A 14,403-nucleotide genomic window follows, 5' to 3' on the forward strand; every position below is an offset into this window, starting at 1 on the left:
TTTTAGGTCTTGGCAGTGGTTTGAGAGTGCGTTGCAGCGAGCAGCGTGCGGCCAAGGAAGTCCTTAGGCCCCGTCACCCCAGGCAAGGTGAAGAAGTACCCGCCGCCAACCGGCTTGAGGTATTCCTCCAGGGGCTCGCCGTTGAGCCGGGTTTGCACACTGATAAAGCCTTTCTCCAGGTCAGCCTGGTAGCAGATGAACAACAGCCCCATGTCCAGCTGACCGTTTTTGTTGACGCCGTTGGAGTAGTTGAACGGCCGACGCAGGATCAGGTTGGCCTGTGTCTGCGGGGTGCGCGGGTTGGCCAGGCGGATGTGCGCATCGAGCTTGGTCAACTTGCCTTGCGGGTCTTTGCTGTAGTCAGGTACTTGGGTTTCTTTGTCGCCATCCATGGGCGCGCCAGTCGGTTTGATACGGCCGATGATGCTTTCCTGTTCCTGCAGCGGCGTGCGGTCCCAACGCTCGACGAAGTTGCGGATGATGCGCACGGCCTGGTAGCTGCCGTGGGCGGCCCACGCCGGTTCGTCGCTGCCGGGCTGCACCCAGACGATCTGGTCCATCGCCTTGGCATCGTTGGAGTTCGGGTTGGCCGAGCCGTCACGGAAACCGAGGAAGTTGCGTGCGCTCTGCGCCGGTTCACCGGGTTTGGCCGGTGCCTGGGGCGGTACGCTGCCTTCCTGTTTCCAGCGCACCAGCAGCAGGTCGGGCAGGTTCTTCACGATGTCGCGCAGGGCGTGGATGTTGGTGTCCGGGGTGTTCGAGCTGAATTGCAGGCTCAGGTCGCCGTGACACTGCGCGGGTTCCAGCGCATCGTTGGGGAAGCCGACCATGCGGCTCAGGCGCTTGGGTTTGGCTGCCGCCAGGCCGAAGCGCTCATCGAACAGCGATTCGCCGACCGAGACGGTGATGGTCAGGTTATCCGGCGTGACCACCGGGCCGAGGATCCCGGAGTCGGTGGGCGGCAGTTTCGGGTCGACTTGCGGCACGGTGCCGCCGGTCATCAGAAACGCAATGCGCTCATTCAAGGTGCGGAACAGGCGCTCCAGGTCTTCGCGATCGCTGGCCAGCACGTCGAAGGCGACGAGCATGCCGCAGGCCGGGCGCGGGGTGACGATGCCGGTCTGGTGCTGGCCGAAAAAGTCGTGGTGGTCCTGGGTCTTGTCACTGCGTGGTGCGGTGGTGACTTGCTCGGCTGCGGCGGCCATGGCCGGGCAGGTCAGGGTGCTGCCGGCAATCGCGGCACCGGTGGCGGCCATGCCCAACAGGACGCGGCGACGTTGCGCGGAAAACTGTTCTGAATCACTCATCTATTAGGTCGTCTTCACTGCAGGCCGGAAAGGCCAAGGGCGGGGTCGATTCCATCGAGTGCAACGGCCAGAGCCTTGGCCTTGTCGGCGATCTGCTTGCGCTGATCGGCCGTGACGCTGTCGTAGCGGCTGTACTGGCCGTCGACTTTAAAACTGTTGAGTTGGGCATCGAAGGCATCGAGCGCGCTGTCGATTTTTGGCAACAGGTCCGCCGCCGATTTGGTCAGCAATGGGCGCATCAGGTCGACCACCTTGCGGGCGGCCACCAGGTTGGCGGCAAAACCGTTCAAGTCGATATGGCTGTAGCGTTCCTCTTCACCGCTGGCGGCACGCACATCCGCCAGGCTGTTGAGGTTGCGCACCACAATGCTGACCAGTTGTTCCGGCGGCAGTGATTGCGCAAGCAGCTGTTGCTTGAGGGTGGTGACGTCAGTGACCAGGCGCTCGGCGATCGGGCCGAGGCCATCGAGGCTGCGCTGCTGGAACAGGCTGTATTCGAGGCGGTGGAAGCCGCTGAACGCAGGGTCTTGCTCGCGTTTTTCGAAGTAATCGGCGCGGGCGTTGATCGCGTTGTCCAGCTCGGCCAGACGTTGCGCGGCGGGAGCCAGGCGCTGATACGCTTCACGTGCCGGCACATACAGCGCTTGCGCCTGGGCCAGGTCACCGGCGGCAATGGCTTGCTGCATCGCGGTCACGGCCTTGACCAGTGCACTGCCTTGGCCGCTCAGGTACACCCGGAACTCCGACAGCGGGCCGATAAAGGCCACCATCGACGGTTTGGCCTTGGCCTGGGCATTGGACTCGGCGGTCGGGGTCACATGCAGCGTGCCGCGCGGGTTGCTCAGCAAGCCGCAGGTGATCGCATAGTCGCCGGGCAACAGGTTGGCGTTGATCACCTGGCTTAGGCCCGGCGCGATATTTTCGCGTTCTTCAATCACCAGCACGCCGTCGAGGATTTCCCATTCCACCGCGCGGTCGGAGCGGTTGATGATGCGAAAACTCGCGCGCCCGGCGGGCACGCTGATTTCATTCGGCTCGCAAGCGTGAGCGTGAATCGTCACGGCGATTTCATTGTGGTTGGTCTGACGCTTGGCGGCAGCCAATTGCGCGGCGTAATAAAACAGCGCACCGGCGGCGATCATCACCACCACCGAGCCGGCCACTGCCCAGCGCAGGGCGCGCGACGGCGGTGCCGGTTGAAGGGTTGGGTTGGACAAGAGACGGTCCTTAATGGCTGGAAACGGAAGAAGGTTTGGCGACAGGCTTGGCAGGGGCCGAGGGCAGGAAGAACATCACCAGCGCCACCACCAGATAAATCAGATAGGCACCCAGGGTGCTCACGGTCGGCGCTTCCTGGTAGCCGAACATCCCGGCGAGCACCGAACCCAACGGGCTGTCCATCGGCAGCACGGCGCTGAAGTCGAACAACACGGTTTGCAGGTGGTTCCACACCCCGGCTTCATGCAGCGCCTGCACCGAGTTGGCAAGAATGCCGGCGGCCACCACCAGGATGAACAGGCCGGTCCAGCGGAAAAACGCGCCGAGGTTCAGGCGCATGCTGCCGGTGTAGATCAGGAAGCCGACGATAATCGCCAGGATCAAGCCGAGCAGGGCGCCAATCGGGGCGCCCGGACCTTCGCTTTGCTGGAACACGGCGAGCAGGAAGAACACGGTTTCCAGACCTTCACGGGCCACGGCAAAGAACACCATGGCGATCAGCGCGATGACTTGGTGCTTGGAGCCGGCCAGTGCATGATCCAGGGATTCGTGCAGGGAATGCTTGATGGAGCGCGCCACCTTGCGCATCCAGAACACCATGGAGCTGAGGATGCCGACGGCTACCAAGCCGACGATACCTTCGAACAATTCCTGTTGTTTCTGCGGGAACTCCGCACTGACCAGTTCCAGGCCGCCACCTACCAGCAGGGCCAACGCAGCGGCCAGGAACACGCCGATCCACACGGCGGGCATCCACTGGCCACGGCCGGTCTGTTGCAGGTAACTGGCAATAATGCCAACGATCAATGCGGCTTCAATGCCTTCGCGCAGCATGATTAGAAAGGGAACGAGCATTCGGCACCGCATCAAGGCTGGATAGGATGCTAATTTGTAACATAATGATACTCATTACTAAACAGCCAATATTGACCTTTGCTGAACTGCGGCTGAACGGTGGTGGCGAATCGCAACCGCCCTTATGATGCATCCCATCTTTTGCAGCATTGAATAGCCCGATTCCCATGGCGGAAAAAGACACCATCTCTATCCATCTTGTGCGCGAAGCCTTGCTGCAGAGCTGCGCGCCCGGCACGGCCACGGTTGAAGCCTTGAGCAAGGTCGGAATAGACCCGGCGCTGCTCGAGCAGCCCGACGCTCGCGTGCCCGCCACGGCCTACGCACGCCTGTGGCGCTTGCTGGCGCGGCGCATGGACGATGAGTTTTTTGGCATGGACCCGCGCCAACTCAAGTCTGGCAGCCTGGCGTTCCTGTGCCGCGCCGCGATGGCGCAACCGAGCCTGGATGCCGGCCTGGAAACCGGCCTGGGTTTTTTGTCGCTGATGTTCGAGCAGATGCCTGCACAGCTGGTGCGCCAACAGAGCCTGGCAGAAATCGTCTTGCTCGAACCCGAACCCAAACGCGCGTTTACCTATTTCACCTATTGGATGATCGTCCACGGCGTGGCCTGTTGGCTGGCGGGTCGGCGTATCCCGATACTCGCCATTGAGCTGCGTTGCCCGCAGCCGCAATTCTGTGATGACTACCGCGTGATGTTCTCCGACAACCTGCGCTTTGATCGGCCACGCACGCGCATGATCTTTTCTGCCGACTGTCTCGACCTGCCGATCAAGCGTAGCCCGGAAGAACTCAAGCGGTTCCTGGCGCATGCGCCGGCCAACATACTGGTCAAGTACCGCGACCCGGCGAGCCTGGCCAATCGCATCAAAAATGATCTGCGCCATATGCCTGCCAATACCTGGCCCGAAACCGAAGGCTTGGCGGCCAACCTGTGTATATCGGCGTCAACCTTGCGTCGCCGCCTGGCAGATGAAGGGCAGACTTATCAGGGGCTCAAGGATAGCGTGCGCAAGGAACTGGCGATTGTCTGGCTTGCCGAGGCCGATATCAGTTTTGTTGAAATTGCCGTGCGCCTTGGTTTTGCTGATGTCAGCTCATTCTACAAAGCCTTCCGCAAATGGTCCGGCTCAAACCCAGGGCACTACCGCAGCCTGATTCTGAGTGACGCGTTGCCGTCTTTGTGACGCAGGCTCATGCGTTGATTAGCAGGAGGTAATGTGTACATACACTTGCTGCACTGCGCTTCAGAATAAGCCGATCCGTTTCGAAGGGGCGGCTCTCAGATTATTAGGCTCCTTTCTCTGGAGTACGTCTAATGAGCTTATCCCGTGTTGATACAGGCAACAGTGCGCTCTCACACCAATCAAATCCGTCACCCGGTGAGCTGAACCTGGCGACGTCAACCGGCCAAACCGACAAGCTGGCGGTTGCCGTTAAACCAACCGCTGAAGCTGACGCTGAACTGGCCACCCTGCTGAGTAGCGGGCACCAAGACGAATGGCGCTTTCAAGATTTGTCGCCAGAGACGTCGATTGGCAAATGGATGGGCCACTTTGTTGACGCGTGGAACGCGCCGTCCCTGCAGGCTTGGGTAAGGGCGCAAAATTTCGTGATGCCTAGGTTTCACATAGTGGGGTCCACCCTGACGGTACAAGCGCAAGATACCGGTAAAATCACTACATTTACCCCGTCTGATGGCAGCGGTTGGTGGCCGATCGGACGGCAGGTGATTGCCAGTGCTGCCATGCTTGATCCGCAAGCAAATGGCCTGAGCAACCCCGGAACCAGGCTTTTGCCCGCTGAGATTGCGGCGTTCTACGGCGTTCGCTGGCCCATCAACAGTACCGATGCCGACGCTCTCAAAGCCACCGGTTTTCCGGTAAAGCCTGTTGAGGAAGACCCCCTGCGGTCGCCTGAAATGCGCAAGCTGGCAGAGCGTGAGTTCATGGATGTAGAAAATGAAAGCGCATTGATAAATACGCTGCTCAGTAAGCTCAAGGACAAACCAGACAACGAGGACATCGACCTCAGAGCGATTTCCCAGGACATTGCACCGGGGTCGTCACTTGGGATTGCCAATCGCTCGGGGCTCAGAATAGTGAAGCGCTTGATGCGCGATCCTCTGATGGCACCCATCTTGAGCGCAAACCGCACAGGCGTGAATGCCCAGGTTCGGCTGGAGAATGGGCAGTTTATGGTCAGCGCCAACGGCACATCTGGACCGTGGCGCAACGTGACGGAGCAAGTTCTGGCCCATCCCACGCTCGCGCAACTGCTCGACAGTGCCATTCAGCAATCGGAAGCAACTGGAAAAATAATCAGATCACATTCAATCGGCGATGTATGGCAATTGCTGCGCTATGCAACGTCGAGCGAATTACCGGCCGTCATGACTGCCAGCGACTTGCGCAACATTGTGAATTGGAAACTCAACCCGCTACCACCAGAACCACCACTTGGCAGCTATGCCCGTAATTTTCTGGAAGATCAGCAATCACCTGATTCCCTGACCGAGGGGCAACGTATCAGAGTCCGCCGCTCAGCACCCGGCAACAACATACCCCCACAGTTGACACTGCTTGATTGCTCACCCAAACCCTGGGCAGGCCAGAGCCCGGTATCCATCCGCCAGAATGCCGACGAACTCATTAGCCAAGCGTTGACTCAAGGTGCAGGACTGAGGCGCTGTGAGCCCATTCTTGCTGCACTTAAAGACGACGGGGCAGAGGTGCGCGGGAAGGCTTCGCCAAGCTATCGCAAACAGCTGATCCTTACCCGTGATCTGCTGATCATAGATCCAACGCTGGGTACGCAGCGCAATCATATCGGCGGCTACAACCTGTACTCGGCATCAAACGCAGGAAAAACCCTGTTCGAGGTGCGTACTGAGCTTGAACAACACCTGGCCAGAGAAAAACAACTGCCCCTCGATCAAGCGATACTGGTCACGCATGCATTGTTGTCGACCGTCGCCCCCGAGTTTCTGGTGAAGGGCGCGGATACTGTACGTGTGGGGACGTTGCCACTGGTCAGCCTGCGCGTCCACACGGCACTGGCGGAAATGGCATCTCAAGGCAGTTCGCGGCTGATGAGTGTAGAACAACTTGGCTCTCGTGCCTTACTGAGGCCGGTCTCGCCTGAACACGAACAATTGGAAGCAATGCACTGTGCCGGACCGATATACGATTGGGCCTTGGCCCAGGGGGTCGTGACCGAGGAGGATGATTACTCACCCACAGCGCTGAATGCCGCGGCAATTGCTTACAACAAGCGCGTGGAGGACACTGGGCTAGTGGCCGCCAGCCTTGATAAGGCCAGCTCATTACTTAAAGCCCGCACGCATGTAGGTGAACAGGAATTGGAGCGTGTTTGCCCTGGCCAGAGTGAGTTCTTTAGTAAAAGGACGGTACTGTTCAAGCCCAGTTCTTCAGTTGTGAACGCTGTACCATTGAGCAACATTGCGAACTCAGCCATCAACGCGTGGAAACCTGATACCACTGTCCTTGGGCTTGCAGCGGGGCCATGCTCAATCAAGGATTTATACTTGTCAGGCGAGTTGACGGCTGAAAATATAAACACGAAACAATGGAACTTTATCAACTCTTCAGATAAAACCGCGTTCGAGGCATTGAAGAATCAACTTGTAAAGTTGAAGCCGATCGAAAGCGTGTTTCTATTGCCCGTCGTGCAGGGAATTACAAGCTTGGCAACCTATCAGGGCATTGCCACGAAAATGCTGATGAGCGAATTGCCTGTTGAAGACAGGCGAAGGTTAGAGTCTGGCGAAGTCACCGTCTATGGCGCTTCGACTCAAGAGGGCGACCTCAATCAAGAAGAGGCTCAGCAAAAAATCGGGCCTGTTCTGTTTCTCAGAGATGCGTCGGGCGCCAAGTGTTATGAGTTTCTCCCCGGCTCTAACCGCTACGCAGAACGCCCGGAACTGGTCGACGCCATGACGTTTATGAGTGATTCGGGTACCGATTCCTTCGGGAAAATCATGCGCCGGCGTCTAAGCCCGACACTGCCGGTTGATATTGAGGTCGTCGCGCACTTTCCCGCGCCGCCTAAGCGTCAGGACGCATCAGCGGGCTTGCCCAATACCTATTCATCGACACGAACGGCTGAAATTCTTAGAGCCCTGCAACTGGAAAATTTGCTCGTCGACCCCTTGCTGCTGATGAAGCAAGCTGCAGGCACGACGTATAACGAAGCCGTTCAGCAGCGTTTGGATGCTATTGATAATTTCGTCATCAATACCCTGATTCCGTTCAAAGGCAATATCGAAGAGCTCGCCTCAGGCGATCGCCGTCGTGTTGCCGTGGGCGCTATTGGGCTGGGCTTGGAAATTGTAGGTGCTCTGTTTGTGGCCGCCAGTGCCGTCAGCGCGGTCGCAAAGGCAGGGTCGATAGCTGCCAAGTTAACCGTTGCGGGTAAAGCAGTGCTGTCGATGTTTAATCTACCGGGGGCAGTGGCCGGCACGGCGAAATCCTTGTTTCGTCTCACCGCAATGGGCGTCAGAAGCGTGGGGGTGAACGTCCCTAAATCATTAGGGAAAGGACTCTCTGATTTCAGAAAACTGGTGTGTGGTAGCAAAAAAACCGCGACATTAATCAGGCTATCGCCACGCGAGCGTACGGGCAAAGAAGTCACTAACTTAGTGGGAAACATCGGATTGCCAAATACGGTTAACGGCACGATAGATTTTGCCCAGCAATCACCGCCCAAGGCGTCTGAAGGCTGAATCGTTTCTAAAACGTAACCACTGTTGTTTCGAGCAGGGATGCTCATCTCTCGCTGGTTTGACCCCGACTCTGCGCGCGCCCCGACAACTGTCGCCCTCCTGCACGACCGAGCTGAAAGCCTCACCTCAAATCATCAGCAAAAAAAAGCCCCGCGACCGAATGAGCCGCAGGGCTAAAAATTGGCTGGATGCGACCAACCAAAGGAGCTCGTTACATCACTTGCTGCTGGCGACGACCGTGTCCGGCTGCCAGCCACCGCCCAGGGCCTTGTAGATCGCGACGATGCCGCGATACAAGTCCACTTCGGCCTGGGCCTGGGAGTCTTCAGCCGCCAAGCGCTCACGCTGCGCATCGAGCAGCACCAGGAAGTCCACGGTGCCTTCGCGATAACGAATCGCGGCGAGGTCTGCGGCAGCGCGGCTGGATTCACTTTGACGAATCAGCGAGACCAGGCGCTGCTGGCGTTTGCCGTAATCACTGAAGGCATTCTCCGATTCTTCCAACGCCAGCAACACTTGCTGCTCGTAGGTCGCCAGGGCGCCATCGGCTTCGGCATTCGCACCGCGCAACCGTGCACGCACGCTGCCCAGGTCAAAGGCGGCCCAGGTGATGCTAGGGCCAAGGGACCAGGCATTGGCGGCAGCCGAACCGATCTGCGAACCACGCCCGGCGGTAAAGCCGAGGAAGCCGCTGAGGCTGACCCGTGGGAACAGGTCGGCCTTGGCCACGCCGATACGCGCGGTGGCGGCGGCCAGTTTGCGTTCGGCGCTGAGAATGTCCGGGCGACGTTGCAGCAACTGGCCGGGGTCGCCGATCGGCAAGGCCTTGGCAATCGCCGGCAGGTCTTTGGGGCTCAGGTCCACGCTCAGCTTGTCGGGGCGCTGGCCGAGGAGGGTGGCGATGCGGTTACGCTCGCGCACTTGCTCGGCTTGCAGTTGCGGCACGCTGGCTTCAACGGCGGCCAGGCGTGCGTCGGCGCGTTCTACATCGAGCTGATCGCCCACACCGGCATCACGCAGGCTCACGGTAATGGTGCGCGATTCCTGCTGGTTCTTCAGGTTGTCCAGAGCAATGCGTTCACGCAATTGAGCGCCGCGCAGTTGGCCGTAGGCGTCTACCAGTTCGGCAATCATGGTGACTTGCAGTTGGTACAGGTCGGCTTCGGCGACCTGTTGGTCCGCATCGCTGGCTTCCAGGTTGCGACGGATGCGGCCGAACAAGTCGACTTCCCAGGCCATGTCCAGGCCCAGGTCGTAGCGCTCGCTGTTGACGCGTTTGGTGGTCTGGCCCGGGATCTGGCCTTTGCCCACGTCGCTGCTGGCGCGAGAGGTGACGACCGGCATGATGTCGGTGGCCACGTCATCACGGATGGCGCGTGCCGCCCGAAGACGGGCGAACGCCACACGCAGGTCGCGGTTACCGCTCAACGACTGGGTGACCAGTTGGTTGAGGGTCGGGTCCTCGAACTGCTGCCACCAGATGCCTTCGTACTTGGCGTGGTCATAGCTTTTGGTGTCGGCGGCGGCCGTGATATTGGCCGCCTCCAATTTTTCGGTTTTGTAGTCCGGGCCTACGGCACAGGCGCTCAGCGCCAGTACCAGCAAGCTCGGCAAAAATACTTTCACGCTCATTGCTGTGTCTCCAGCTTCAAGGCCTTGGCCGCTTTGCGTGCTTCGCCGCGCTCCACATAACGACGGATCAGTACGTAGAACACTGGGGTCAGCAACAGACCGAAGAAGGTCACCCCGATCATCCCGGAGAACACCGCCACACCCATGGCATGACGCATCTCGGCACCGGCACCGCTGGACAACACCAGAGGCACCACACCCATGATGAAGGCGAACGAGGTCATCAGGATCGGCCGCAGACGCAAGCGGCAAGCTTCCAGTACCGCGGCCAGCGGATCGAGACCTTCCTGCTGTTTATCCTTGGCAAACTCGACGATCAGAATCGCGTTCTTACACGCCAGGCCCACCAATACGATCAGGCCGATCTGGGTGAAGATGTTGTTGTCGCCACCGGAGATAATCACCCCGGTGATGGCCGACAGCAGGGTCATCGGTACGATCAGGATCACCGCCAGTGGCAGGCTCCAGCTTTCGTATTGGGCGGCGAGCACCAGGAACGCCAGCAGTACGCAGAGCGGGAACACGAACAGCGCGGTATTGCCCGAGAGGATTTGCTGATAGGTCAGGTCGGTCCACTCGTAGGTCATGCCGTTGGGCAATTCATCTTTGAGCAGTTTCTCAATCGCCGCCTGAGCCTGGCCGGAGCTGTAGCCCGGTGCGGCGTTGCCGTTGATTTCGGCGGTGATAAAGCCGTTGTAGTGCATCACGCGGTCCGGCCCCGAGGTGTCGCTGACCTTGATAAAGGTCGCCAGAGGGATCATCTCGCCCTTGTTGTTACGCACTTTCAGCTGGCCGATCTGGTCTTCATCCAGGCGGAACTGCTGGTCTGCCTGCACGTTGACCTGGTAAGTACGGCCAAAGCGGTTGAAGTCGTTGGCATACAACGAACCCAGGTAGATCTGCAGGGTGTCGAAGATGTCGCTGATCGCCACGCCATGGGTCTTGGCTTTTTCGCGGTCGATGGCAGCATCGACCTGCGGTACGTTGACCGTGTAGCTGGTGAACAGGCCGAACAATTCAGGCGTGGTGCGGCTCTTGGTGATGATGTTCTGCACTTCCTTGTACAGCTCGTCGTAACCCAGGTTGCCACGGTCTTCGATTTGCAGGCGGAACCCGCCGATCGTACCCAGGCCCTGTACCGGCGGCGGTGGGAAGATCGCCATGTAGGCTTCCTCGATGCTGCTGTATTTGCCGTTCAATGCACCGGCAATTGCGCCAGCAGACATGCTCGGGTCTTTACGCTCATCGAAGGGCTTCAAGGTCACGAACACGATGCCGCTGTTCGGACTGTTGGTGAAGCCGTTGATCGACAGGCCCGGGAAGGCGACGGCGGCTTCCACGCCGGGTTGTTTCAGCGCGATGTCAGACATGCGCTTGATCACGTCTTCGGTACGGTCCAGGCTCGCGGCGTCCGGCAATTGCGCAAAAGCCACCAGGTACTGCTTGTCCTGGGCCGGTACGAAACCGGTTGGCGTGTGGGCAAAGCCCAGCCAGGTCAGGACCATCAGGCCGGCGTACAGGAACAGCGCGATACCACTGCCGCGAATCACCCGGCGTACGGTGCCCACATACCCATGGCTGGCTTTCTCGAAGAAGCGGTTGAATGGGCGGAACAACCAGCCACCCAACAGCTTGTCGAGCACCTTGGAGAAGCGATCCTTCGGCGCGTCATGGCTGCGCAGCAACACGGCGGCCAGGGCAGGGGACAAGGTCAGCGAGTTGAATGCCGAGATCACCGTGGAAATGGCAATGGTCAACGCGAACTGCTTATAGAACTGACCGGTCAAGCCGCTGATAAAGGCCGCTGGAATGAACACCGCACACAGCACCAACGCGGTCGCGATGATCGGGCCGGTTACTTCGCTCATGGCCTTTTCGGTGGCCGGGAACGGTTCGAGTCCCAACTCGATATTTCGCTCGACGTTCTCCACCACCACGATGGCGTCGTCCACCACGATACCGATGGCCAGTACCAGGCCGAATAGCGACAGTGCGTTGAGCGAGAAGCCAAACAAGTGCATCACCGCAAAGGTACCGATCAACGATACCGGCACCGCCACCAATGGAATAATCGAGGCGCGCCAGGTTTGCAGGAACAGGATCACCACCAGCACCACCAGAATCAGTGCTTCGAACAGGGTGTGAACCACCGCCTCAATAGAGCCACGCACGAAGATGGTAGGGTCATAGACGATGCTGAAATCCATGCCTTCCGGGAAGCTCTTTTTCAGCTCCGCCATCTTGGCGCGTACTTCGTTGGAGATCTCGATGGCGTTGGAACCTGGGCGCTGGAAGATCGGGATCGCCACCGCCGGCTGGTTGTTGAGCAACGAGCGCAGCGCATACTGGCTGGAACCCAGCTCTACCCGTGCAATGTCTTTAAGGCGGGTGATTTCACCGTTGGCGCCGGAGCGGATAATGATGTTCTCGAACTCCTCCTCCGTCACCAGGCGGCCCTGAGTGTTCACCGACAACTGGAAGCTAGTGGCATTCGGTGCAGGTTGCGCACCCAGGGCACCGGCGGCCACTTGACGGTTCTGCTCACGAATCGCGTTGACCACATCGGTGGCGGTCAGGTTGCGCGAAGCGGTTTTGTTCGGGTCCAGCCAAACACGCAGGGAGTAGTCGCCCATGCCGAACAACTGCACGTCACCCACACCGCCCAGACGCGCCAACTCATCCTTTACGTTGAGTAAGGCATAGTTGGACAGGTAGAGCATGTCGTAACGCTTGTCCGGTGAGGTCAAGTGCACAACCATGGTCAGGTCAGGGGAAGCCTTGTCGACGGTAATACCGATGCGCGTCACTTCCTCAGGCAGCTTGGGCTGCGTGCGGGTCACACGGTTCTGCACCTGCACCTGCGCGTTATCCAGGTCGGTGCCCAGGGCGAAGGTGATGGTCAGGGTCAGCTTGCCATCGGCAGTCGACTGCGAGGACATGTACAGCATGTTCTCGACGCCGGTAATGGCTTGCTCCAACGGAGCGGCCACGGTTTCACCGATGACTTTGGGGTTGGCGCCCGGGAAGTTGGCACGTACCACCACGGTGGGCGGCACCACTTCCGGGTATTCGCTGATCGGCAGTTGGAACAGCGAGATCGCACCGGCGATCAAAATCAACAGCGACAGCACCGCTGCGAAGATCGGCCGCGAAATGAAGAACTTGGAAAAATTCATCTTGAGTTGTATCCCTTAACCGCGTGGAGTCGCGACGGCTGCGAGCTTGGGCGCGGCTTTATCCGGCGCCACTTGTTCCAGGTTGCTGGCTTCAAGCGCTTGTCGTTGTTGTGCCAAGGCGGCGAGGGTTTCCTTGCTGGCCATCGGGATCGTTTCCGGCGCAACCGGCGAACCCGGACGAATGCGCTGCAAGCCCTTCACGACGATGGTGTCGTCCTTGGTCAAACCGCTGCGCACGATGCGCAGGCCTTCGATCTTCGGCCCCAGTTCCACCGAGCGATAAGCCGGCTTGTCACCGTCCATCACCAGCACGAACTTCTTGCCAAGGTCGGTGCCCACCGCTTCGTCGTTGATCAGCACGGCGGAGTAGGTGCCGCTGCCGACCAACTTCAAGCGGGCATACAGGCCCGGGGTGTATTCGCCCTTGCTGTTATCGAACACGGCGCGACCACGGATGGTGCCAGTGGCCGGGTTGACCTGGTTGTCGACGAAGTTCATCTGGCCCAGGTGCGGGTTGCCGGTTTCGTTGGACAGGCCCAGGTACACAGGAGTGGTCGCGCCACGGCGGCCTTCGCGAGCCAGCTCGGTGTACTTGAGGTACACGCGCTCGTCGGCGTCGAAGTAGGCGTAAACCTTGTCGGTAGAGACCACGCTGGTCAGCGGCGTGGTGTCGGCGGTCACCAGGTTGCCGGCGGTGATTTCCGCACGGCTGACGCGGCCACTGATCGGCGAGGTCACGCGGGTAAAACTCAGGTTCAACTTGGCCAGGTCCAACTGCGCCTGGATCCCGGCGACAGCGGCGCGGGCTTCCTGGGCGGCGGTGGTGCGCGAGTCAGCCAGTTCAGCGGAGATCGCATTGCTCTGGCGCAGACGCTCGCCACGTTGCGCTTCGTTATCGCTACGGCTGGCGGCGGCTTTGGTTTGTGCGAGCTGGGCTTCGAGGCGGCGCACCTCAGCCTGGAACGGGCGCGGGTCGATCTGGAACAGCAGGTCGCCTTTCTTCACCAGAGCGCCTTCGGTGAAGGCCACCTGGTCGATCTGGCCGGATACGCGCGGACGAATTTGCACGGTTTCCGGGGCTTCCAGGCGACCGGTGAATTCATCCCACTCGTTGACCGGCTGTTCCAGCACCTTGGCCACACTGATTTTCGCGGGGGGCATGGCGGCCGCTTGATCCGGGGTCTTACCGCAGGCGCTCATCACCACAACGGCCAAAATCGCCAAGGGGAAGCGCAAGTGTTTGAGTGACTGTTCCATGAGGTGCATCCGCCAATGTATTTGAGATGGGCGGATCATGCGCGGCGAGGTGCTATGTCACGAATCGAATGAAACAAAGGTAACTATCATTCGGAATGATATAAGCGAGAGGCGAGCCCTCTAGAATGGCGTTTTCGTTAGGGAGCTATCAATAGGCGTGATGACAAAGGTGTATTGCGTAGCGTGCAAGGAACGAGGCTCACAACCCGCTGTC

Annotated in this window: 8 protein-coding genes; 2 read left to right on the forward strand and 6 right to left on the reverse strand. The window is 59.5% G+C overall.

Annotation, left to right across the window (positions count from 1 at the left end):
- Positions 1–2 precede the first annotated feature (2 nt).
- Genes efeB through efeU form a run of 3 tightly spaced genes read right to left on the reverse strand, consistent with a single transcriptional unit; the run spans position 3 to position 3,380 of the window.
- Positions 3–1,307 (reverse strand): iron uptake transporter deferrochelatase/peroxidase subunit, encoded by a 1,305-nt coding sequence (gene efeB, locus GIW48_RS14665; protein ID WP_017135536.1) that lies wholly within the window; start codon positions 1,305–1,307, stop codon positions 3–5.
- A 14-nt stretch (positions 1,308–1,321) separates the two neighbouring features.
- A complete protein-coding gene (efeO, locus tag GIW48_RS14670) occupies positions 1,322–2,524 on the reverse strand; it encodes an iron uptake system protein EfeO (protein ID WP_176992256.1) in 1,203 nt (400 codons plus the stop codon).
- A gap of 10 nt (positions 2,525–2,534) precedes the next feature.
- The gene (gene efeU, locus GIW48_RS14675) at positions 2,535–3,380 is read right to left on the reverse strand and encodes an iron uptake transporter permease EfeU (RefSeq protein WP_099549836.1); all 846 of its coding nucleotides are present in this window, start codon (positions 3,378–3,380) and stop codon (positions 2,535–2,537) included.
- 167 nt (positions 3,381–3,547) lie between these two features.
- Here efeU and GIW48_RS14680 point away from each other — a divergent pair, with 167 nt between their 5' ends.
- Both GIW48_RS14680 and GIW48_RS14685 read left to right on the forward strand, forming a co-directional pair.
- Positions 3,548–4,567 carry an AraC family transcriptional regulator gene (locus tag GIW48_RS14680; protein ID WP_017135539.1) on the forward strand — a complete coding sequence of 340 codons (1,020 nt, stop codon included), beginning with the start codon at positions 3,548–3,550 and terminating at the stop codon, positions 4,565–4,567.
- A 131-nt stretch (positions 4,568–4,698) separates the two neighbouring features.
- Entirely contained in the window at positions 4,699–8,124 is a 3,426-nt protein-coding gene (locus tag GIW48_RS14685; protein WP_236460698.1) for a hypothetical protein, read from the forward strand.
- Positions 8,125–8,340: 216 nt separating this feature from the next.
- Here GIW48_RS14685 and GIW48_RS14690 read toward each other — a convergent pair whose 3' ends face one another.
- From GIW48_RS14690 to mexE, 3 genes are read right to left on the reverse strand one after another with little or no spacing between them, the layout of a single operon-like run.
- Positions 8,341–9,756, reverse strand: coding sequence for an efflux transporter outer membrane subunit (locus GIW48_RS14690; protein ID WP_099549834.1), 1,416 nt, complete (start codon positions 9,754–9,756; stop codon positions 8,341–8,343).
- A complete protein-coding gene (locus tag GIW48_RS14695) occupies positions 9,753–12,932 on the reverse strand; it encodes an efflux RND transporter permease subunit (RefSeq protein ID WP_017135542.1) in 3,180 nt (1,059 codons plus the stop codon). Before GIW48_RS14695 ends, GIW48_RS14690 begins: the two co-directional genes overlap by 4 nt.
- A gap of 15 nt (positions 12,933–12,947) precedes the next feature.
- Entirely contained in the window at positions 12,948–14,189 is a 1,242-nt protein-coding gene (gene mexE / locus GIW48_RS14700; RefSeq protein ID WP_058419743.1) for a multidrug efflux RND transporter periplasmic adaptor subunit MexE, read from the reverse strand.
- Positions 14,190–14,403 lie beyond the last annotated feature (214 nt).

Source organism: Pseudomonas sp. PA-6-3C (assembly GCF_021605825.1).
Taxonomy (GTDB): Bacteria; Pseudomonadota; Gammaproteobacteria; order Pseudomonadales; family Pseudomonadaceae; genus Aquipseudomonas; species Aquipseudomonas edaphica.